This is a genomic window from Actinophytocola sp. (assembly GCF_035712165.1).
In the GTDB taxonomy this organism is placed as follows: domain Bacteria; phylum Actinomycetota; class Actinomycetes; order Mycobacteriales; family Pseudonocardiaceae; genus DASYTH01.
This window is the reverse complement of record NZ_DASTBH010000558.1, coordinates 1-19,221: the sequence shown is the minus strand read 5'-3', so window position 1 is coordinate 19,221 and position 19,221 is coordinate 1. Positions and strand designations below refer to the sequence as shown.

Sequence of the window (19,221 nt, the reverse complement as noted above, 5' to 3'; positions counted from 1 at the left end):
GCTGCTGGCCGGCGCCGGCCAGCGGGTGCCCACCGGCCGGCTGGTCGACGTGCTGTGGGAGGGCGACCCGCCCCGGTCGGCCACCGCCAACCTGCACACCTACGTCTGGGAGCTGCGCCGGGGCCTGCCGGACCGGTCCGGCAGGCCCCGGATCGAGCGGGACGGCGAGGGCTACCGGCTGCTGCTGGACCCCGGCGAGCTGGACGCGTGGTCGTTCGACGAGCTGACCGCGACCGGCCGGCGAGAGCTGGCCGAGGGCCGGACCGCGCGCGCCGCGCGGACCCTGGCCGCCGCGCTGGACCTGTGGCGGGGGGCGCCCTACGAGGACGTGCCGGCCGCCGCCCCGCTGGAGGTCGCCCGCCTGCTGGAGCTGCGCCGGCTGGTGCAGGAGGACCTGCTGGACGCCCGGCTGCACCTCGGCGAGCACCGCGAGGTGCTGGACGACCTGCGGGTGCTCACCACCGCCGAGCCGCTGCGGGAGCTGCCCTGGGCGCAGCTGATGCTCGCGCTCTACCGGTCCGGGCGGCGGGCCGAGGCACTGTGCGCCTACCAGCAGGTGTACCGGGTGCTCGACGCCGAGCTCGGCATCGCGCCGGGCACCGCGATCCGCGAGCTGCACCACCGGATCCTGGCCGACGACCACACCCTCGGCGCGTCCACACCGGCCCTGCTGGACCGGTGACCGGCGACGGGTCCCGGCGCCAGGGTGCCGGGACCCGCCTCACCCTGCCGGAATCAGATGAACTCGATCAGCGGGAACGCGCGGTGCCGCCGGGGCGGGATGAGGTAGTTCTGCCGGCGGGTGGCGGTGATGAACCGCTCGATGCCGTGGTCCTCCTCCTCCAGGTCGAACTCCTCGAGCAGGTCGACCGACGCCTGGCTGCGGCGCAGCGCGGCGAAGAAGTCCGCGCTCGGGAAGAACCCGGAGAACTGCAGCTTCGCGGTGTTGCGTCCGGTGGTGGTGTCCATCGTGTCGAACCCGGGGCCGTCGATGCGCAGGTGGATCGGCCGGCCGTCGGGGGCACGCCCGGTGCGGTGCAGCTGGGACAGGTGCCCCATCCGGCCGAACTGCTGGGCGCTCTGCCGGGCGTAGCCGGCGCCCCGGAAGGTGTTGCGCAGGAACGCACCCCGGGTCCCGAGGTTGCGCGGCCCGCCGCCGTCGGTGAACGGGTCGTTCGGGTCCTCCTGCACCTGCGACGGCGACTCGAACATGTACTGCAGCCGCTCGTCGAAGTTCTCCCGGTGGTCCACCGGCTCCTCCGGCTCGCGGCCGTCGACGTAGAACTGCTGCAGGTCCAGCAGCACGTGCGACAGGTGCTGGATGGCGCCGTTGTCGAAGTAGTTGCCGGGCTGCGAGTTGGTCAGCTTGATCCCGGCGCCGCCGACGAAGGTGACGTTCTGCGCCGGAGCGCTGGCATCCACCTGCTGGTCGGCGAAGCCCATCCACATCGGCGAGTTCGGGTTGATGAACGTGTTGAACGGCAGCCGGTTCTGGTTGGCGACCGAACGCGGCAGGCCGCGCTGGACGAACATCGTGCGGGCCGAGGTGATGGTCATGTTCGCGTCGTAGCGCGGCGAGGCGACGGCGGCGCCGCGCAGCCGGTTGCTGCCGGACAGCCAGCCCGCCACGTCGTTCACGTTCGCCGCGCTGTCACTGCGGATGGTGAACACGACGTCGTTGCTCTCGATCCGCACCGGCACCGTGAACTCGGGCCGGCGCAGCTCCATCGCCCGGTTGCCCTGCGCCACGTCGGTCGGTCCGGCCACCGCGCGCTTGAGCACCGGCTGGTTGCCGGACAGGGTGCGCGGCATGGCCGCGGCCACGATGGCGCCCGGAATCCGGTTGAAGTAGTTGTCGCTGAACGCCACGTGGGTGAACACCCCGGACGGCGAGTAGGGGTAGGCCGACTCGATCGTCCGCAGGGCGTTCTCCATCCGGATCTGGTCGATCTTCGACGGCCGGAAGGACAGCCGCGCGGTGAGGAAAACCGTGAACACCGGCGGCATCGCGACCGGGATGCCGTCGATCGTCTGGGCCGGCGGCATGAACGGGTCCAGGTTGAACTGGACGTCGGGCAGCGCGGTGATGTCCTCGGCCCAGGCGACCCGCTCGGGCACCCAGGCCAACTGGTCGAGCATGGCCAGGGTGCCCAGCGCGCCGACGAACGTGCCGCCCCGGCGGAGCATGGTGCGCCGGTCGACCGGTTTGGTCAGGATCGGGGCGGACACGTCGTCGGGTGGTGGGGCGGCGGTTCGGTGATGCGCGATCGGACATGTGCCTTGCTGCTGTGGTGGTGGGGAGACAATGTCAGTCACGAGAACCTCGCAGGCATGGGAACTCGACCGGCCGGAGCGACCGGTTGAGCTGCAGCAGATTGAAACGCGAGGTCAGTCTGCGTGCGGGAAACGGGGTGACGCATCGGCGAAACAGCCGGTTGCTAATTCCCTTATCCCCCAATGGTTTCTACCCCCAAGGGTGTTGGGGAGAAGAAAGCCCCGAAGGCGACCGTCGGCCCGGCCAGGTTCGACAGGGGCCACCTTCGGGGCGTGGAACCGTTACTTGTCGAGCAGTCCGGTCTGGTCCGGGTTGACCCGGTCGCCGCCGGCCGGCTTGACCTCACCGGACTCCCGGTCGGTCACCATCGGCTGCTGCACGACGCTCGACGTGCCGTTTCCGTTGTTGCGCACCAGGTACGCGCCGGTGTAGCCGGAATGCGACTCCTTCGAGTACGCGAACGGCACCAGGCCCGGTCCCTTCAACTGGGTGGTCTCCAGCGTCTCCACCACCTTGCGGCGGGTGAGATCCCGGCCGGCCGCCTTCAGGATCTGCCCGACCGAGTAGGCCTGCGCCATCCCGAAGATCAGGGTGTCGGTGAATGCCTCGGTCGGGATGTACTTGTCGTGGATCTCCTTGAAGAACTTGACCCACGGGTCGTCGGTCAGCGCCGCCCTCGGCAGGTAGCCGGCCCCGACGAACCCGGCGAGCAACTGGTCGGGGGAAACGGTGGCGCCGCTGCGCTTGGCGAAGTCCTGCAGCAGCGCGGTCAGCGTCGCCGGGTCCGCGCCGATGCTGCTGGACACGAACTGCGGCTTGAACCCGATCTTGGCGGCGGTGAGCAGCGTGAGCGCCATGAACGACGGAATGCAGGCGCACACCACGACCTCGGCGCCGGAGGACTTCAGCGCGAGCAGCTGCGGGGTCACGTCGGTGTTGGCCGGGTCGTACGGCTGCCGGGTGACGACCTGGTCCTTGATGAACTGGTCCAGCCCGGCCTGGGTGTCCCGCCCGACGTCGTCGCCCTGGAAGAACAGGCCGACCTTCTTGCCGGCGAAGCTGTCCTTCACGTACTTGCCCATGATCTTGCCTTCGCGCAGGTAGTCCACCTGGTAGCCGAAGGTCATCGGGTACTTCTGCGGCTGGTCCCACATCAGGGCGCCGGAGGAGACCAGCAGATCCGGCACGCCCTCCTGGTTGAGGTAGTCGAGCACCTTGGAGTGCGTCGGCGTGCCCAGCCCGCCGACGAGGGCGAACACCTGCTCCTCGAGCACGAGCTTCTTGACCACCTCGACCGTCTTGGTCGGGTTGTAGGCGTCGTCCTCCACCTTGTACTCGATCTTGCGGCCGTTCACGCCGCCGTTGTCGTTGATGTAGCGGTACATCGCCTGGGCCGCCACCGAGATCTTGCTGTAGCCCGGGGCGGCCGGCCCGGTGAGCGGCTGGTGCGAGCCGAGGACGACGGTGTCGTCGGTGACCCCGGGGGCCGAGTCCGCCGGCTGGTTTCCGCTCCCGCCGCTTGGCGTCTCGCCCGCGCCGGAACACCCGGCCAGCACCAGAGCTCCGGTTACGGCGACCGCCCAGATGCGAACGGCCCGATGAATTCTCATGACACTCCTTCAGATCGACCTGAACGTCCCTGTCGGCTGCTCCGGACCGCCGCGCGCAGGCGGGTGAGCCCGCCGTGGATGCCGGCGGGGAAGAGAAGGATGACGAGGATCAGCACCGTCCCGTACAGCGCGAGCGGCAGGTTGTTCTCCACGTTGACCGGCAGGTTCACCGCGTCGGCCGCATCCTCGGCCCACGCCTGGAAGTAGACGAACGCGATCGCGGCCCAGAACGCGCCCCACAGGCTGCCCAGCCCACCGAGCACCAGCGCGGCGAGCAGGCTCAGCGACAGCGCCACGGTGAACGAGCCCGGCGCGGCGGTACCCAGCAGGAACGCCTGCAGCCCACCGGCCAGACCGGCGCAGGCGGAGCTCACGATGAACGCGAGGATCTTCGTCCGGCCGACGTGGATGCCGGCCAGCGAAGCGGCGACCTCGTCGTCCCGGACCGCCCGCAAGCTGCGCCCGAGCCGCCCCCGGGACATGTTGACCAGGATCACCATCGCCAGCAACGCGGTCGCCCACACCACCCAGGCCTCCCACCGGGTGGCCGGCACGACGCCGACCAGCCCGGCCGGCTGGCTGTTCACCGAGAAGCTCAACCCGTTGCTGCCGCCGAGGAACTCCGGATACCGCTGGGTGATCGCCGGCAGCCCCACCGCCAGCGCCAGCGTGGCGCCGGCCAGGTAGGGCCCGTGCAACCGGGCCGCGGCCGCACCGGCCAGCAGCCCGGCGATCCCGCCGGCGGCCGTGGCCAGCAGCAGGTCCACCCAGAACGGCAGGCCGGGCACGTGCAGCACCAGCAGCGCCACGGTGTAGGCGCCGATGAACATGAACGCGCCGTGGCCCAGCGAGACCTGGCCGTTCAACCCGGTCAGCAGCGCCAGACCGGCGATCGCGATCAGGTAGTACCCGATCGTCGCGATCCGCAGGTTGGTGAACGGATCGGTGATCATCGTGAGCCCGACCAGCAGCGCGAACGCCAGCAGCGCCCAGGCCAGGTGCACCACCACCGGCGGCAGGCTCCGGCGCGGCGCGGGCGGTTGCGGCGCGCGGTGCGCGGGCGGTGCGGCGGTTGTCTCTTCCGTCTCTGCGCTCACGTCAAACACTCCTGGCCAAAGCCTTGCCGAACAAGCCGTTCGGCCGCACCGCGAGCACGATCACGAGAATCGCCAGCGCTGCCAGCGTGACCAGCTCCGGACCCAGGTAGCCCGACACGTAGGAAAGGCCGACACCGAGCAGGAAACCGCCGATGATGGTGCCGAGCGGGTTGTCCAGCCCGCCGATCACGGCGGCGGTCAGCGCGTAGACGAACACGCCGTCCAGCACGTTGGGGAAGATGAACGGCGGCACGGCGAGCATCCCGGCGAGCGATCCCACCGCGGAGGCCAGCCCCCAGCCGAGGGTCAGCATCAGGCCGACCCGAACGCCGGACATCCGCGCGGCGTCCGGGTGGAACGCCGCCGCCCGCATCCGCAACCCCAGCGGGGTGGCCCGGAACAGCAGCAGCACCGCCAGCGCGGTCACCGCGACCGCGGCCACCACGAACATGCTGTTGGGCGAGAAGTCGCCGCGGAAGTCGAACGCGTACGGGAAGCTGTGCGGCTCGTTGGACCAGACCATGCCGGCCACCGCCTGCAGCACGATCAGCAGGCCGAGCGTCACGATGATCGCGCCCAACTCGTTGTGCCGCACCGGACGCACCAGCAGCCGTTCGGTCAGCACGCCCATCACGGCGCCGGCCAGCAGCGCCACGGCGAACCCCAGCCAGTACCCGCCGGTGGCCTGGTTGATCGAGTACGCGAGGTAGGCGGAGATCAGCGCGAAGGCCGGCTGGGCGAAGTTCACCACCCTGGTGGCCCGATAGATGATCACCAGCGACAACCCCAGCGCCGAGTACACGGCCCCGCTGGTGATCCCGTTGAGGGTCAGGTTGAGGAACTGTTCCATGCCCCGCCTTCCTTAACTAGAAACCCAGGTAGGCGTGGCGCAGCGCCTCGTCGGTGAGCAGCGCCTCGGCCGGGGCGGTCATCACCACCTGCCCCAGCGACAGCACCACCCCGTCGTCGGCGATGGACAGGGCGCTGCGGGCGTTCTGCTCGACCAGCAGCACGGTCAACCCGGTGCTGGCGCGCAGATCCCGCAGCACCTGCATGATCCGCGCGGTGATCATCGGGGCCAGCCCGAGCGACGGCTCGTCCAGCAGCAGCAGCCGCGGCCGGCTCATCAGCGCCCGGCCGATGGCCAGCATCTGCCGCTCGCCGCCGGACAGCGTGCTGGCCGGGCGCGACAACCGCTGCTCCAGCGGCGGGAACAGCTCGCACACCTCGCGCAGGGCGTGTGCCCGGTCCGCCCGGTCACCGCGCCACAGCGCGCCCAGCCGCAGGTTCTCCGCCACGGTGAGCTCGGTGATCACGCCGCCGCCCTCGGGGACCAGGGCGAGCCCGCCGCGCACCGTCAGCTCCGCCGGCGAGCGGGTGATGTCCTTGCCCTGCATACGAATCCGGCCGGACCGGGGCCGCACCAGCCCGCTCACCGTGCGCAGCAGCGTGGTCTTGCCGGCTCCGTTGGCGCCCAGCACGGCCGTGATGGCGCCCGGCGCCACGGTCAGGTTGACCCCGTCGACCGCGCGCACCGGGCCGTACGTCGTGGTCAGGTCCTCGATCTCAAGCACTCGACGGCTCCTCGGTCGGCTGCCCGAGGTACGCCTCGGCGACCACCGGATCGGCCTGGACATGCTCGGGTGATCCCGCCGAGATCACCTCGCCGAAGTTCAGCACCACGACCTGGTCGCACACCCGCATCACCAGATCCATGTGGTGCTCGACCAGGACCACGGCCATCCGGTCGCGCAGTCCCCCGATGTGCCCGACGAACTCGTCCATCTCGGTGGTGGACAACCCGCTCACCGGCTCGTCCATCAGCAGCAGCTTCGGTTCGGCGACCAGTGCCCGGGCCAGCGCGACCCGTTTCTGCAGCCCGTAGGGCAACGCACCGGGCAGCCGGCCGGCCACGTCGTCCACCCCCAGCTCGGCCAGCGCGGCCAGCGCCCGCTCGCGCAGGTCGCGTTCGTCCCGGGCGGTGCGGCCGGCGCCGAGCAGCCCGGCCGCGAGCCCGGCCCGGGCGTGCCGGGTGGCGCCGGTCATCACGTTCTCCAGCACCGAAAGGCCGCGGAACAGGCCGAGGCCCTGCAGGGTCCGGGCGATGCCCAGGCCGGCAAGGTGGTCCGGCCGGTGCCGGCGCAGCGGGCTGCCCTGCCAGACCAGCGTGCCGCGCTCCGGGCGGACCAGCCCGCAGACCACGTTGAACAGGGTCGTCTTGCCGGCCCCGTTCGGGCCGATGACCCCCACGATCGTCCCCGGCCGCACGGACATGCTGACCTCGCGCAGCGCCACCAGGCCGCCGAACCGCACCGTGACGCCACGCAGCCCAAGGAGAACGTCGTCACTCGCAGTCATTGGCACCGTTCTCATCCGGGATCGTGGCCCGGTTGGGCGCCTCCGCGCGCCGACCGCCGCCATCAGGTCATGCATCTATGAGAGCCGCCCAAGTTTCTGGGCGGCGTCACCCCCGACACATCGGCGAAATCACCAGTCCTCTTTCCCGGATGGCAACATCCCGGCAACACTGGGCCGCATGGTGGCTGTCAACGGCGCGAAGTCACCGGCGGTGCCCGTCCTGCGCGGACGCGACAAGGAGCTCGCGACCCTGCACGACGCGCTCGACCGGGCAAGGGGCGGGTTCGGTTCGGCACTGGTGCTGCTGGCCGAGTCCGGAATGGGCAAAACCACCCTGCTGGACGCCCTGCGCCCGGCCACCGCGGACTTCTTCTGCCTGGATACCGCCGGCATCGCGGCCGAGGCGACGCTGCCTCTCGCCGGGCTGCACCGGCTGCTGCAACCGTTGGCCGACCGGGTCCGGTCCCTGCCGGTCAGCATGGCGCGCACGCTGGTGCCGGTGATCACCGAGGGCGAGCGGCACGAGGAGGACGCCTTCGCGCTCTACAGGGCGGTGCACCGGCTGCTCGCCGACACGGCCGGGCAGATCCCGTTGCTGTGCCGGGCCGACGACGTGCACCGGATGGACCGGATCTCGGTGGAGGCACTGACCTTCGCGGCCCGGCGGCTGGCCGGTGACCGGGCGGTGGTGCTGTTCACCTCCCGGCTGGACGACGGCGACCTGCTCACCGGCATCCCCCGGTTGCGGCTGCACCCGCTGGGCGCGGCAGCCAGCCAGCAGGTGCTGCAGGACCGGCTCGACCACGGCCTGCCCGACGGTCTGGTCGAAGACCTCGTGGAGCTGGCGTCGGGAAACCCGCTGGCGCTGATCGAGCTGGCCGACTCGCTCACCCTCGAACAGCTTTCCGGCGAGGCGCCCGGCCCGGAGGCGCTGCCCGAGCACAGCCGGCTGCGGGCCATGCTGCGCCGCCGGTTCCTGCGGCTGTCCCCGGCCGCCCGGCGGCTGGCCACCATGGCCGTCGTCGACGACCAGCTCGACACCGACACCGTGGTGCGGGCGGCGACCGACGCCGGGATCGACCTCGACGCGCTGGAGGAGGCCGCCAGCTCCGGGCTGATCCGGCTGGACGGCGACCGGGTCGAGGTGCCCAGCCCGCTGATCCGGTCCACCCTGTTCGCCGACGTGCCGCTGGCCGAACGGCAGGCCGCGCACCGGCTGCTGGCCGCGGTGCTGCACCCCGAGCAGGACAAGCTGCGCTGGACCTGGCAGCGGGTGGCGCTGGCCGAGGCGCCCCGGCACCGGCTGGCCGACGAGCTCGACGCGGCCGCCGCCGCGGCCCGGGAGACCGGCGACTACGCCGCCTCGGCCCGCGCCTACCAGCGCGCCGCGGCGCTGACCGCCGCGCCGGAGGACAAGGCGCTGCGGCTGATCGCCGCCGCCACCGACTCCTCCTTCGCCGGCCGCAGCCGGCACGCGCGGGCGCTGCTGCGCCAGGCGGTGCCGTTCACCACCACCTCACCGGAGCTGCGCGGGCTGGCCGACCTGCTGCAGGGTGAGATCGAGCTGCGCGACGGCGTGCCGGCGATCGCCAACGAGGTGCTGCTCGCGGCCGCCACCGAGCTGATCGACTCCAACCGCACGCTGGCGATCACGGCGCTGATGCTGGCCGCCGACGCGAGCTGCCTGTCCGGCAACTACCTGCACTACGTGGAGGTGGCCGACCGGGCCGCACGGCTGCGCCGGCCGGACGAGCCGCCGGCCACCCGGCAGATGTTCGACCATTTCGAGGGCATGACCGCCACCTACGCGGGCCGGCACGCCGAGGCGGTGGAGCCGCTGCGGCGGGTGATCGCGCTGGCCGAGACCGCCGACCATCCCATGTCGACGATCTGGGCCAGCGAGGCCGCCTACACCCTCGGCGACGCGGTGCTGGCTCAGGAGCTGGCCACCAAGGCCGTCAGCACCGCCCGCGCCCACGGCTTCGCCGTGCTCCTGCCGTGGGCGATGGTCTACCTGTCGATGTCGGCGCTGCTGCACGACCGCCACATCACCGCGATGTCCAGTTCCCTGGACGGCATGCGGGTGGCCGCCGCGATCGGTCAGCAGAACTGCGCCGTCGACCACCTGACGATCCTGGCGTTGCTGGCCGCCCTGCTCGGCGACCGGGAGACCGCGCTGCTGCGCCTGGAAGCCGCCGCCACCGGAACCCGAGCCCGTGGCCTCGGCCGCCCGAGTGCCCTGAGCTCCTGGGCCGTGGCCTGCGTCGACCTCGCCGACGACCGACCCGCCGACGCCCTGGACCGGCTGCGCCTGATGGCCGCCGGCACCGGCTACGTGCACCCCGCCATCCGGGCCATGGCCGCCCCGCACTTCGTCGAGGCCGCCGTGCGCTGCGGCGAGGGCGCCAAGGCCGAGCACGCCCTGGAAATCTTCGACCACTGGGCCAGCGCCACCGGCAGCACCCCGCGCCTGGCGCAGTCGCACCGCTGCCACGCCCTGCTGGCCGGTGGCGGCGCCGGCGCCGAGGAACACTTCCGCGAAGCCATCCGCCTGCACCGCGCCAGCAACACCGCCCTGGAACTGGCCAAGACCGAGCTCTTCTTCGCCCACCAGCTACGCCGCTCCCGCAAACCCCGCGCCGCCCGCGAACACCTCCGCGACGCGCTGAAGATCTTCCAGGAGTACGACGCCGAGCTCTGGGCCGAACGCACCCGCGCCGAGCTCCGCGCCGCCGGCGAGACGGTCGCCGCCAACCGCCCGCGCACCACCGCGACGCTCACCCCGCAACAGGAACAGATCGCCGCCCTGGTAGCCGAAGGCGCCACCAACCGGGAGATCGCCGCCCAGCTGGTGGTCAGCCCGCGCACCGTGGACCACCACCTGCGCAACATCTTCACCAAGCTCGGCGTCCGCTCCCGCGTGGAACTCACCGCCCTGTTCCGGTAAAGCGCAACGCCGGGCCCGAAGTGGCGACTCGCCGGGCCTGAAGTGGGGACTCGCGGGGTTATTGGGGGAGGCGGGAGGGGTTGCGGAGGTTGGTGAGGCCGGCGAGGACGCGCTCCAGGAGCTCCATGTCGGGGCGGGCGTCGGGGTCGTTGTGGAAGGTGTTGGTGTGGACCTCGATCAGGCCGAGCGCGGCCATGTCGCCGAGCAGGACGCGGACGACCCCCAGAGGCAGCGACAGCAGGGCGCCGACCTCGGCCACCGACTTGGAGTGGTAGCAGAGCCGGATCACCGACTGGTGCTCGGTGCGCAGCGAGTTGATCGTCTCCTCGCCCCGGTCCGTCGTGGAGATCAGGGTCTCGATCTCCAGCTGGTAGTCGGTGCGGGTGCGGCCGCCGGTCCATGCGTAGGCGCGAACGCTGGCCGCGTTCTCCTCCGGAACGTCCTCGGGTAGCTGCGCCTGCCGGTGCATCGACTGCGGTGCCGGATTCGCCGGCTCGGCACCGCGGCCACGCGGCCGCTTGCCGGTCAGGCTCAATCCGTTGAGCACGTCGGCGAAAGTCTGCTCAGCTGGCCGGACTCCGTCGTCGTAGGTGCTCATGGATCACCTCACTGGCTCCTTTTAGCCGGCCGCCAGAGCGGCCCGAAGTTGGGGTGTCAGGATCTGACCGACCCGGTCCACGAGCACTGTCATCTCGTAGGCCACCTGGGCGATGTCGCAGTCCCGCGAGGCCAGCACGGCCAGGCAGGAACCGTCCCGGATGGACGTCAGGAGCAGTACGCCGTAGTCCATCTCGACGATGGCCCGGTTCACCTCGTCGGCGCCGAGACACTTCGCCGCGCCCAGGTTCAGGCTGACGATGCCGGCGGAGATGGCCGCCATCTGCTCGGCGCGGTCCTGTGGGAGCCGAGCCGACGAGGTGAGCAGCAGCCCGTCCACCGAGATCACCACGGCGTGCGCCACACCGGGGACGTTCTCGGCAAAGTTGTTGACCAACCAGCCGAACTGCCCGACCTGGCTGCTTCGACCGGGCATGTGCGCCTGTGTCACGTGTTCCCCTCCGCATTGTCCTGTCTGTGCTGGATCCCCGACTGGAAGTTGCTCAGGAAGCCACGCGCCTTGGCCGCGTCTCGTTGTGGTACCGGTGGTGCCGGGTTGTCCGCCCGGCGTTTAGGTTGCGGCGCAAGGAGTTGTGCCTGCGGGACCCGCTTGGGCAGCCCGTCCGGCCCCTGGGCCACGGTGGGAGCCGAGCGGGGTTGCGGTTGCGGGGTCGGGGCCGAGTCCTGGGCCTGGGCCGACGCGCCCAACCAGCTGAACCCGGGGGGCGGCTGCGGTGCCTCCGCCGGGCGGGGTGGTACCGCCAGGCGGGTCTGGGTGGTCTCCTCGACCGGGATGCGCGCCGCGAACAGGATCGAGGCGGGCGAACTGGCCGACGGCAGTACCGGCAGCCGCACGAAGATCCCTGCCGACTCGAGCTTTCCGATCACGCCGCCGCCCCCGACGCCGGCCCCGACCGGTTCGGGGATCGGCATCGGCTCGGGTGCCGGCAGCGGCATCGGCATCGCCGGGCGTTCGGGCCGGGCCGGCGCCGGGGCCGGAGCGGGTTCGCCCTCCCGTGCCACCAGTTCCGCCGGCACGAACAGCGACGCGCGCAGCCCGCCGCCCTCGTGCTCGGGACGGCGGTTCAACCGGACCCGGATGCGGTGCCGGTTGGTCAGACTGCCGACCACGAACAGACCCATCTGCCGGGAGACCGGCACATCGACGTCGCCGGCGGCGGCGACCCGCTGGTTGGCGTCGCGCAGCTCCGCCTCACCCATGCCGATGCCCTGGTCCAGCACGTCGATCAGGATCGCGCCGTTCTCCTGGAGCGCGCTGGTGATGATCACCGGGGTGTCCGGCGGGGAGAACACGGTGGCGTTCTCCACCAGCTCGGCCACGGTGCGGATCAGATCGCCCGCGGCGTAGCCGACGATGCGCACCATCGGCGCGGAGCGCACCACCGCGCGCTGGTAGTGCTCGATCTCGGAGACCGCGGCGCGCAGCACGTCCGGCAGGGCCATCGGCTCGGTGACCCGCCGCCCGAGATCCAGGCCGGAGAGCACCATCAGGTTCTCGTTGTTGCGGCGCATGCGGGTGGCCAGGTGGTCCAGCCGGAACAGGTTGGACAGCTGGTCCGGGTCGTTCTCCTTCGCCTCCAGCTGTTCCATCAGCTTGAGCTGGCGTTCCACCAGGCCCTGGCTGCGCCGGGACAGGTTGACGAAGATGTTGCGCAGGTTGCTGCGCAGCGCGGCCTCTTCGGTCGCCGAGCGCACCGCCTGGCCGTTCACCGCGTCGAAGGCGCGGGCCAGCTGGCCGAACTCCTCGGTGGTGCGCAACGGAACCGGTTCGATCGCGGCCTCGGCCGGGCGGCCGGCACGGATGCTGGCCACGGCCGCCGGCAGCCGGTTGTTCGCCACGTCGAGCGCGGTGCGGCGGAGCACGCTCACCGACTGCAGCAGGTAGCGGCCGACCACCAGGCCGATGCCACCGGCCAGCAGCACCATCGCCAGCAGCAGCACGGACTGGGTGCCGGCCCGGTTGCCGATCGAGTCCTGCAGCTGGCTGGACTCGGCCAGCAGCCGGCCCGCGGCGTCCTTGGCGACCTTGTCCATCAGCTGGGTCGTGGCGTTCGACGCGGTGTTCCATTCCTCGGCGCTGAACGGCATGGTCGCCACGTTGCGGCCGAGCGCCCGGAACACCAACTCCTGCCGGAAGGTGACGTCCTTGCCCCGGACGGTCGCCTCGTAGTGCCGCCACAGGTCCGCGGGCGCCACCGTGCGGGCGTCGTCGAGCCGGTCGGTGAGCCGGAGTCGGGACTGGAGGAACTGGTCGCGCTCCAGTTCGAGAACCACGCCGCGCCGGATGCCGACCAGCCCGATGGCGTGCTGCAGCGCCACCTGCTCGCGGGCCGCCTGCAGGTCCCAGAGGGACTGGGACAGGCCGGTCAGGGTCGCGTCGGGGAACTGACCGACCAGGCTGCGGTCGAAGTCGAGCAGGCCGCTGACCGCCGTCTCGTAGGCGAACAGCCGCACCGACGGGTCCGCGCCCCTTGCCACGGCGGCGCGGGCCGGCTTGAGCGCCCCGAGCGTGACGGCCAGCCGGCGGTAGCCGGTGGCGGCGGTCGGGTCGAGGTCGGGGATCGCCTTGACCTGCCCGTCCAACCGCGCGATGAGGTTGTCGGTCTCCTTGATCTGCTGCTGGAACTCCGGTGAGTCGCCCGGTGTCTGGACGGCTACGTTGCGTTCCTTCTGGATCACCGACAGCATCGGGACGAGCTCGCTGCGCAAGGTCGCGATCCGCGCGGTGTCGGCGTAGGTGTCGGCGAGCGCGACGTCGTCGCGCACGCGTAACACGCCGAGCACCAGCGCGCCGAGTACGGGCACGATCAGCACGACGCCCAACTTGACCGGCAAGGTCCAGTTGCGCCATTGGCTGATCGCGATCCACTTTGATCGCTGCTTGCCGTGTGGGCCAGCGGTGCCGGCTGCGGCCGGCTGGACGTGGCTCACGGGATACGCCTCACGAGATCTCCCTCACGACATGGCTGCGCCCCGCGACTTGATTGTTCGGCATAACTTAAGGACGCGATGGCTTTGTGTACAAGTGTCGATTTCGCCACGAATCGAATACGGTGCGTTGTCGACATCCGGACGTAGGACTACTCGGGTCGTCCGGCGGTCAGGTTCGGGTCTTTCGCCTCTAGCGGGCGTTGCCCGCGGCACTACCTGGCGGTTCACGCCTTGACTGGCCCCCCACGATCGCTACGCTTCGCCCTTGCCCGGGGCAGGCCGCCGCCCAGGGACCCCAGGAAGATGTCGTGGAAGGACGGCCGATGAGCACTGTATCATCCTTTAGCCGTGCCCCGGAAACGGAAAGATATCGGGCGCACGAACAGCGGGCCGTCCATTCTTTCGTGGACCAGTCGGGTAATCCGGACTTTGTGGCAATTCGCCGCAGCCGGGACTTCGCCCGAGTCAACCGGAGGCTCACCCGATTTGTGTTCCCGGCGACCGGTTTGTTCCTCCTCTGGTACATGACCTACGTGCTGCTGGCCGCCTACGCGAACGACTTCATGAGCCACCGGGTGTTCGGAAACGTCAACGTCGGCCTGCTGCTCGGCCTGTCCCAGTTCGTCAGCACGGTGGTGATCATGGTCCTGTACTCGCGCTTTGCCCGGAACAAGATCGATCCGGAGATCGCGGCGCTGCGTGAGCGGGCGGGAGCTTCCAACTCATGACCCTGGCTCAGTCCACCGCCGGAAACCCGGTCCTCAACGTCGTCATCTTCGTGACGATCGTGGCGGTGACCCTCTTCATCGTGTATCGCGTGAGCAGCCGAAACGCCACAACGGCGGATTACTATGCGGCAGGTGGCGCATTCACCGGTGTGCAGAACGGCGTAGCGCTGTCCGGCGACTACCTGTCCGCGGCGTCGTTTCTCGGAATCGCCGGCGCCATCGCGGTGCAGGGCTACGACGGCTTCGTCTACTCGATCGGATTCCTGGTCGCCTGGCTGATCCCGCTGCTGCTGCTGGCCGAGCGGATCCGCAACACCGGCCGGTTCACCATGGGTGACGTGGTCGCCTTCCGCATGCGCCAGCGGCCGGTGCGCGCGGCGGCGGCCAACTCCACCCTGGTGATCTCGGCCTTCTACATGCTGGCGCAGATGGCCGGCGCCGGCGGGCTGGTCGCGCTGCTGCTCGACGTGCACACCACCGGCGGCCAGGCCCTGGTGATCATCGTCGTCGGCGCGATCATGATCTTCTATGTGCTGGTCGGCGGGATGAAGGGCACGACCTGGGTACAGATCATCAAGGCCGCGCTGCTGCTGTCCTGCGTGCTCCTGATGAGTGTGTTCATCCTGGGCAAGTTCGGGTTCAGCCTGTCCGCGCTGCTCGAGCAGGCGGTGAACAACAACGCGCTGGGCGAGGCGGTGCTCGACCCCGGCTCCCGGTACGGCAAGTCCGGCACGAGCAAGCTGGACTTCGTCTCGCTGTCCCTGGCGCTGGTGCTCGGTACCGCCGCCCTGCCGCACGTCCTGATGCGGTTCTACACGGTGCCCAACGCCTACCAGGCCCGCCGGTCGGTGATCTCCGCGACCTGGGCGATGGTGGCCTTCTACCTGTCCACGCTGGTGATCGGCTACGGCGCGAGCGCGATCGTCGGTTCCTCGGCGATCAAGGCGGCGCCCGGCGGGGAGAACTCCGCCGCGCCGCTGCTGGCGTTCTCGATCGGCGGCACGGTGCTGCTCGCCATCGTCGCGGCCGTCGCGTTCACCACGATCCTGGCCGTGGTGGCCGGGCTGACGCTGACCGCGTCCGCCTCGTTCGCCCACGACGTGTACGCCAACGTGCTGCGGCACGGCCGGCCCGCGCCCGGTTCGGAGCTTCGGGTGGCCCGGCTCACCGCGCTGGTGATCGGGTGCCTGGCGATCCTGGGCGGGATCCTCGCCATCGGCCAGAACGTGGCGTCCATGGTGGCGCTGGCGTTCGCGATCGCGGCGTCGGCCAACCTGCCGACGATCCTCTACACGCTGTTCTGGCGGCGGTTCAACACCACCGGCACGCTGTTCTCGATGTACGGCGGGCTGTCCATCTGCCTGGTGCTGATCATCTTCGGCCCGGTCTTCTCCGGCACCCCGACCTCGATCATCAAGGGCGTGGACTTCCACTTCTTCCCGCTGGGCAACCCCGGGATCATCGCGATCCCGCTGTCGTTCCTGCTCGGGTTCATCGGCACCATGATCGGCAAGGCGGACCAGGTGGACCCGGTCCGCTCCGACGAGATGGAGGTCCGCGCCGTAACCGGCATCGGCGCGAGCTGAGCCGCCTCTCCGGGATTTCTGTGCGGTGGGGCCTGCCTGCCTAGCCGGCGGTGCGGGAGGTTTCCCAGAGGTCGACACCGGCGTCGACCGCGTACCGGTCGATCTCGGCCAGCTCCTCGTCGGTGAACGGGGGGCCGGCCACGGCGGCCAGGTTGGCCTCCAGCTGCGCCACCGAGCTGGCGCCGATCAGCGCGGAGGTGACCCGCTCGTCGCGCAGGGCCCAGGCGATGGCGAGCTGGGCCAGCGACTGGTCGCGCCGCGCGGCGATCTCGTTCAGCGCCCGCACCCGGGCCAGGTTCGCGTCCGAGAGCATGTCCCTGGACAGCGAGGAATCCCGGCTGGCCCGGGACCCCTCCGGGATCCCGCCCAGGTACCGGTCGGTCAGCATGCCCTGGGCCAGCGGGGAGAACGCGATGCAGCCGGCGCCGATCTCGCCCAGTGTGTCCAGCAGCTCACCCTCGATCCAGCGGTTGAGCATGGAGTACGAGGGCTGGTGGATGAGCAGCGGCACCCCGGCCGACCGGAGCAGCTCGGCGGCCTGCCTGGTGGCCGCGGGCGAGTAGGAGGAGATCCCGGCGTAGAGCGCCTTTCCCTGCTGCACGGCGGTGACCAGCGCGCCGATCGTCTCCTCGAGCGGGGTGTCCGGGTCGAACCGGTGCGAGTAGAAGATGTCGACGTAGTCCAGGCCCATCCGGGCCAGCGACTGGTCCAGCGAGGCCAGCAGGTACTTGCGCGAGCCCCATTCGCCGTAGGGCCCGGGCCACATGTCGTACCCGGCCTTGGTGGAGATCACCAGCTCGTCCCGGTACGGGTGCAGGTCGTCGGCCATCGCCCGGCCGAAGTTGCGCTCCGCCGAGCCGTACGGCGGGCCGTAGTTGTTGGCCAGGTCGAAGTGCGTCACGCCGAGGTCGAACGCCCGGCGCAGCAGCGCCCGGCCCAGCTCGTAGGGCCGGTCCTCGCCGAAGTTGTGCCACAGCCCGAGCGTCACCGCCGGCAGCTTGAGCCCGCTGCGCCCGCAGCGGCGGTAGGTCATCCGGTCGTAGCGGTCGGCATCGGCGAGGTACGGCATGCCGGCCATTGTGGCCTACGGCAGGTTCGTCACCAGTTCGGCGGGGGGGACCCGGGTGCCCGTGTAGAACGGGATCTCCTCGCGGACGTGCCGGCGGGCGTCGCTGGCTCGCAGCCGGCGCATCAGGTCGACGATCCGGTGCAGCTCGTCGGCCTCGAAGGCGAGGATCCACTCGTAGTCGCCGAGCGCGAACGAGGCCACCGTGTTGGCCCGCACGTCCGGGAAGTCGCGGGCCTGCGCGCCGTGCTGGGCGAGCATCCGGCGACGCTCCTCGTCGGGCAGCAGGTACCACTCGTAGGACCGCACGAACGGATACACGCACACGTAGCGGCGCGGCTCCTCGCCGGCGTGGAAGGCCGGGATGTGGCTCTTGTTGAACTCGGCCGGCCGGTGCAGCGCGGCCTGGCTCCAGACCGGAGTGGACGCCCGGCCCAGCGCGGTGCGGCGCAGCCCGGTGTAGGCGGACTGCAGCGACTCGATCTCCTCGGCGTGCCACCACACCATGTAGTCGGCGTCGGCCCGCAGGCCGGCCAGGTCGTACACGCCGCGGATCACGACGCCCTTGTCCGGCAGGGCCTCGAGGAAGTCGTGCGCCTCGGTGGCCGCCGGCCCGCGCTCGTCGGGCAGCCGGCCGGGCTCGAGCCGGAACACCGACCACATCGTGTAGTGGATCTTGTCGTTCAGCTCGGCGAAATTCGTGCGCGCCATGGGTCCATGGTAGGCATTCCCCCATGCACTCGATGACCAGGGAGGAATGGCTCGCGTTCGCGTGCGAGGGCACCCGGACCGGCAAGTTCGCGGTCACCCGGGCCGCCGGCAGCCCGCACGTGACGCCGGTGTGGTTCCTGATCGACGAGACGCCCGACGGCGACGACATCGTGTTCACCACGGCCACCGACGGCCTCAAGGGCCGCGCCCTGCGCCGCGACCCGCGGTTCGCCCTGTGCGTCGACGACCAGACGCCGCCCTACTCGTTCGTGCTGATCGAGGGCACGGCCACGCTGTCCGAGGACCTCGACGAGTTGCTGCACTGGGCCACCCGGCTCGGCGCCCGGTACATGGGCGCCGAGGCCGCCGAGGCGTTCGGCCGCCGCAACGCCGTCCCCGGCGAGACCCTGGTGCGCGGCCGGATCACCCGGGTCACCGCCCAGGCCGACCTCGCGGACTAGCAGGTCTGCTGGGCGGCGAGCTTGGTGGCGGCCGCGTCGGCGGCGGCGATGCAGGCCGGGATGCCGACGCCGGACAACACGGCGCCCGCGACGGCGAGGCCCGGCACCTCGGCCACGGCCCGCTCGATCGTGGCCACCAGGTCGAGGTGGCCGACCCCGTACTGCGGCAGGCCGCCGCCCCACCGGGTCACCACCCGCTCCACCGGCGCCGCGTCGATCCCGGTCAGCTCGGCCAGGTCGGCCCGCACCAGCCGGACCAGCTCGTCGTCGTCGGCCCGCAGCGCCGCGGTGTCGGCATGGCGGCCCACCGAGCCGCGGACCAGCACCGGGCCGCCGGCCAGATGCGTCCACTTCCGCGCGGAGAAGGTGAACGCCTTGGCGGTGAACGGGGTTCCGTCGGCGTGCCGCTCCCCCGCGCCGATCAGCACGCCCGAGGTGTCCGGCAGCGCGGTGCCCGGCGGCAGCGCCAGCCCGACCACCGCCATGGACGCGAGCTCGATCCGCGCGTAGGCCGCGGCGGCCGCCGGCACGGCCGGCTCCAGCAACCGCCGGGCCGCCGGCGCCGGCACGGCGAGCAGCACCGCATCCACCTCGAGGACCGGGTCCGGCGGGGCGTGCGCGGCCGGCGCCGCGCCCAGCTCGAGGCGCCAGCCGTTCGGCCGGATCGTCAACGCCCGCACCGGAACTCCCAACCGGACGTCCACACCGGACCGTTCGGCGAGCCGGTCGACCAGCGCGCCGAGGCCACCGCGCAGCGTCGCGAACACCGGGGTGGCGTCGGCGTACTCGGCCGCCGGCAGCACCGCCGCGACCGCCTGGGTGAGCGAGGTGGC

The 19,221-nt window shown here is 71.2% G+C and carries 17 protein-coding genes; 5 read left to right on the top strand and 12 right to left on the bottom strand.

The genetic code is table 11. The features are described 5' to 3' along the window. On the top strand, window positions 1-682 hold a 682-nt coding region (locus tag VFO68_RS31745; RefSeq protein WP_325162110.1), incomplete at its 5' end, for an AfsR/SARP family transcriptional regulator. Window positions 683-735: 53 nt separating this feature from the next. Here VFO68_RS31745 and VFO68_RS31740 read toward each other — a convergent pair. The 6 genes from VFO68_RS31740 to VFO68_RS31715 all read right to left on the bottom strand — a co-directional run bounded on the left by VFO68_RS31740 (window position 736) and on the right by VFO68_RS31715 (window position 7,340). Continuing rightward, window positions 736-2,229, bottom strand: a complete 1,494-nt coding sequence (locus VFO68_RS31740; RefSeq protein ID WP_325162109.1) for a DUF7405 family protein — start codon at window positions 2,227-2,229, stop codon at window positions 736-738. 327 nt (window positions 2,230-2,556) lie between these two features. Further along, window positions 2,557-3,885 (bottom strand): ABC transporter substrate-binding protein, encoded by a 1,329-nt coding sequence (locus VFO68_RS31735; protein ID WP_325162108.1) that lies wholly within the window; start codon window positions 3,883-3,885, stop codon window positions 2,557-2,559. Next, entirely contained in the window at window positions 3,882-4,982 is a 1,101-nt protein-coding gene (locus VFO68_RS31730) for a branched-chain amino acid ABC transporter permease (protein ID WP_325162107.1), read from the bottom strand. Before VFO68_RS31730 ends, VFO68_RS31735 begins: the two co-directional genes overlap by 4 nt. Before the next feature lies 1 nt (window position 4,983). Beyond that, the gene (locus VFO68_RS31725) at window positions 4,984-5,832 is read right to left on the bottom strand and encodes a branched-chain amino acid ABC transporter permease (protein WP_325162106.1); all 849 of its coding nucleotides are present in this window, start codon (window positions 5,830-5,832) and stop codon (window positions 4,984-4,986) included. Between the two features lie 16 nt (window positions 5,833-5,848). Then, window positions 5,849-6,556 carry an ABC transporter ATP-binding protein gene (locus tag VFO68_RS31720; protein WP_325162105.1) on the bottom strand — a complete coding sequence of 236 codons (708 nt, stop codon included), beginning with the start codon at window positions 6,554-6,556 and terminating at the stop codon, window positions 5,849-5,851. Beyond that, window positions 6,549-7,340, bottom strand: coding sequence for an ABC transporter ATP-binding protein (locus VFO68_RS31715; protein WP_325162104.1), 792 nt, complete (start codon window positions 7,338-7,340; stop codon window positions 6,549-6,551). Before VFO68_RS31715 ends, VFO68_RS31720 begins: the two co-directional genes overlap by 8 nt. Before the next feature lie 178 nt (window positions 7,341-7,518). Here VFO68_RS31715 and VFO68_RS31710 point away from each other — a divergent pair, with 178 nt between their 5' ends. Further along, on the top strand, window positions 7,519-10,287 hold the full coding sequence (locus tag VFO68_RS31710; protein WP_325162103.1) for a helix-turn-helix transcriptional regulator: 2,769 nt from the start codon (window positions 7,519-7,521) through the stop codon (window positions 10,285-10,287). A gap of 58 nt (window positions 10,288-10,345) precedes the next feature. Here the strand turns inward: VFO68_RS31710 and VFO68_RS31705 are convergent, their stop codons facing one another. From VFO68_RS31705 to VFO68_RS31695, 3 genes are read right to left on the bottom strand one after another with little or no spacing between them, the layout of a single operon-like run. Continuing rightward, window positions 10,346-10,885 carry a DUF742 domain-containing protein gene (locus VFO68_RS31705; protein ID WP_325162102.1) on the bottom strand — a complete coding sequence of 180 codons (540 nt, stop codon included), beginning with the start codon at window positions 10,883-10,885 and terminating at the stop codon, window positions 10,346-10,348. Window positions 10,886-10,906: 21 nt separating this feature from the next. Continuing rightward, window positions 10,907-11,320 carry a roadblock/LC7 domain-containing protein gene (locus tag VFO68_RS31700; protein WP_325162101.1) on the bottom strand — a complete coding sequence of 138 codons (414 nt, stop codon included), beginning with the start codon at window positions 11,318-11,320 and terminating at the stop codon, window positions 10,907-10,909. An 11-nt stretch (window positions 11,321-11,331) separates the two neighbouring features. Continuing rightward, a complete protein-coding gene (locus VFO68_RS31695) occupies window positions 11,332-13,836 on the bottom strand; it encodes a nitrate- and nitrite sensing domain-containing protein (RefSeq protein ID WP_325162100.1) in 2,505 nt (834 codons plus the stop codon). Window positions 13,837-14,159: 323 nt separating this feature from the next. Here VFO68_RS31695 and VFO68_RS31690 point away from each other — a divergent pair, with 323 nt between their 5' ends. Together VFO68_RS31690 and VFO68_RS31685 are read left to right on the top strand one after the other, a co-directional pair. Further along, window positions 14,160-14,564, top strand: coding sequence for a DUF485 domain-containing protein (locus VFO68_RS31690; RefSeq protein WP_325162099.1), 405 nt, complete (start codon window positions 14,160-14,162; stop codon window positions 14,562-14,564). Next, window positions 14,561-16,150 carry a cation acetate symporter gene (locus tag VFO68_RS31685; RefSeq protein WP_325162098.1) on the top strand — a complete coding sequence of 530 codons (1,590 nt, stop codon included), beginning with the start codon at window positions 14,561-14,563 and terminating at the stop codon, window positions 16,148-16,150. Before VFO68_RS31690 ends, VFO68_RS31685 begins: the two co-directional genes overlap by 4 nt. 40 nt (window positions 16,151-16,190) lie before the next feature. Here VFO68_RS31685 and mgrA read toward each other — a convergent pair whose 3' ends face one another. Together mgrA and hemQ are read right to left on the bottom strand one after the other, a co-directional pair. Beyond that, window positions 16,191-17,219, bottom strand: coding sequence for an L-glyceraldehyde 3-phosphate reductase (mgrA, locus tag VFO68_RS31680; RefSeq protein ID WP_325162097.1), 1,029 nt, complete (start codon window positions 17,217-17,219; stop codon window positions 16,191-16,193). 15 nt (window positions 17,220-17,234) lie between these two features. After that, window positions 17,235-17,927 carry a hydrogen peroxide-dependent heme synthase gene (hemQ, locus tag VFO68_RS31675; protein ID WP_325162096.1) on the bottom strand — a complete coding sequence of 231 codons (693 nt, stop codon included), beginning with the start codon at window positions 17,925-17,927 and terminating at the stop codon, window positions 17,235-17,237. 23 nt (window positions 17,928-17,950) lie between these two features. On the opposite strand from hemQ, the gene VFO68_RS31670 reads away from it, so the two are divergent. Then, the gene (locus VFO68_RS31670; protein WP_325162095.1) at window positions 17,951-18,388 is read left to right on the top strand and encodes a PPOX class F420-dependent oxidoreductase; all 438 of its coding nucleotides are present in this window, start codon (window positions 17,951-17,953) and stop codon (window positions 18,386-18,388) included. Here VFO68_RS31670 and VFO68_RS31665 read toward each other — a convergent pair. Continuing rightward, window positions 18,385-19,221: FAD-dependent oxidoreductase (locus tag VFO68_RS31665; RefSeq protein WP_325162094.1), on the bottom strand; the 837-nt coding region annotated here is incomplete at its 5' end. The two genes, VFO68_RS31670 and VFO68_RS31665, sit on opposite strands and share 4 nt — an antisense overlap.

Coding starts and splice junctions, on each gene's coding strand:
- VFO68_RS31735 (WP_325162108.1), bottom strand. CDS start 3,885: ATGAGAATTCATCGGGCCGTTCGCATCTGGGCGGTCGCCGTAACCGGA.
- VFO68_RS31725 (WP_325162106.1), bottom strand. CDS start 5,832: ATGGAACAGTTCCTCAACCTGACCCTCAACGGGATCACCAGCGGGGCC.
- VFO68_RS31715 (WP_325162104.1), bottom strand. CDS start 7,340: ATGACTGCGAGTGACGACGTTCTCCTTGGGCTGCGTGGCGTCACGGTG.
- VFO68_RS31710 (WP_325162103.1), top strand. CDS start 7,519: ATGGTGGCTGTCAACGGCGCGAAGTCACCGGCGGTGCCCGTCCTGCGC.
- VFO68_RS31705 (WP_325162102.1), bottom strand. CDS start 10,885: ATGAGCACCTACGACGACGGAGTCCGGCCAGCTGAGCAGACTTTCGCC.
- VFO68_RS31700 (WP_325162101.1), bottom strand. CDS start 11,320: ATGCCCGGTCGAAGCAGCCAGGTCGGGCAGTTCGGCTGGTTGGTCAAC.
- VFO68_RS31690 (WP_325162099.1), top strand. CDS start 14,160: ATGAGCACTGTATCATCCTTTAGCCGTGCCCCGGAAACGGAAAGATAT.
- VFO68_RS31685 (WP_325162098.1), top strand. CDS start 14,561: ATGACCCTGGCTCAGTCCACCGCCGGAAACCCGGTCCTCAACGTCGTC.
- mgrA (WP_325162097.1), bottom strand. CDS start 17,219: ATGCCGTACCTCGCCGATGCCGACCGCTACGACCGGATGACCTACCGC.
- hemQ (WP_325162096.1), bottom strand. CDS start 17,927: ATGGCGCGCACGAATTTCGCCGAGCTGAACGACAAGATCCACTACACG.
- VFO68_RS31670 (WP_325162095.1), top strand. CDS start 17,951: ATGCACTCGATGACCAGGGAGGAATGGCTCGCGTTCGCGTGCGAGGGC.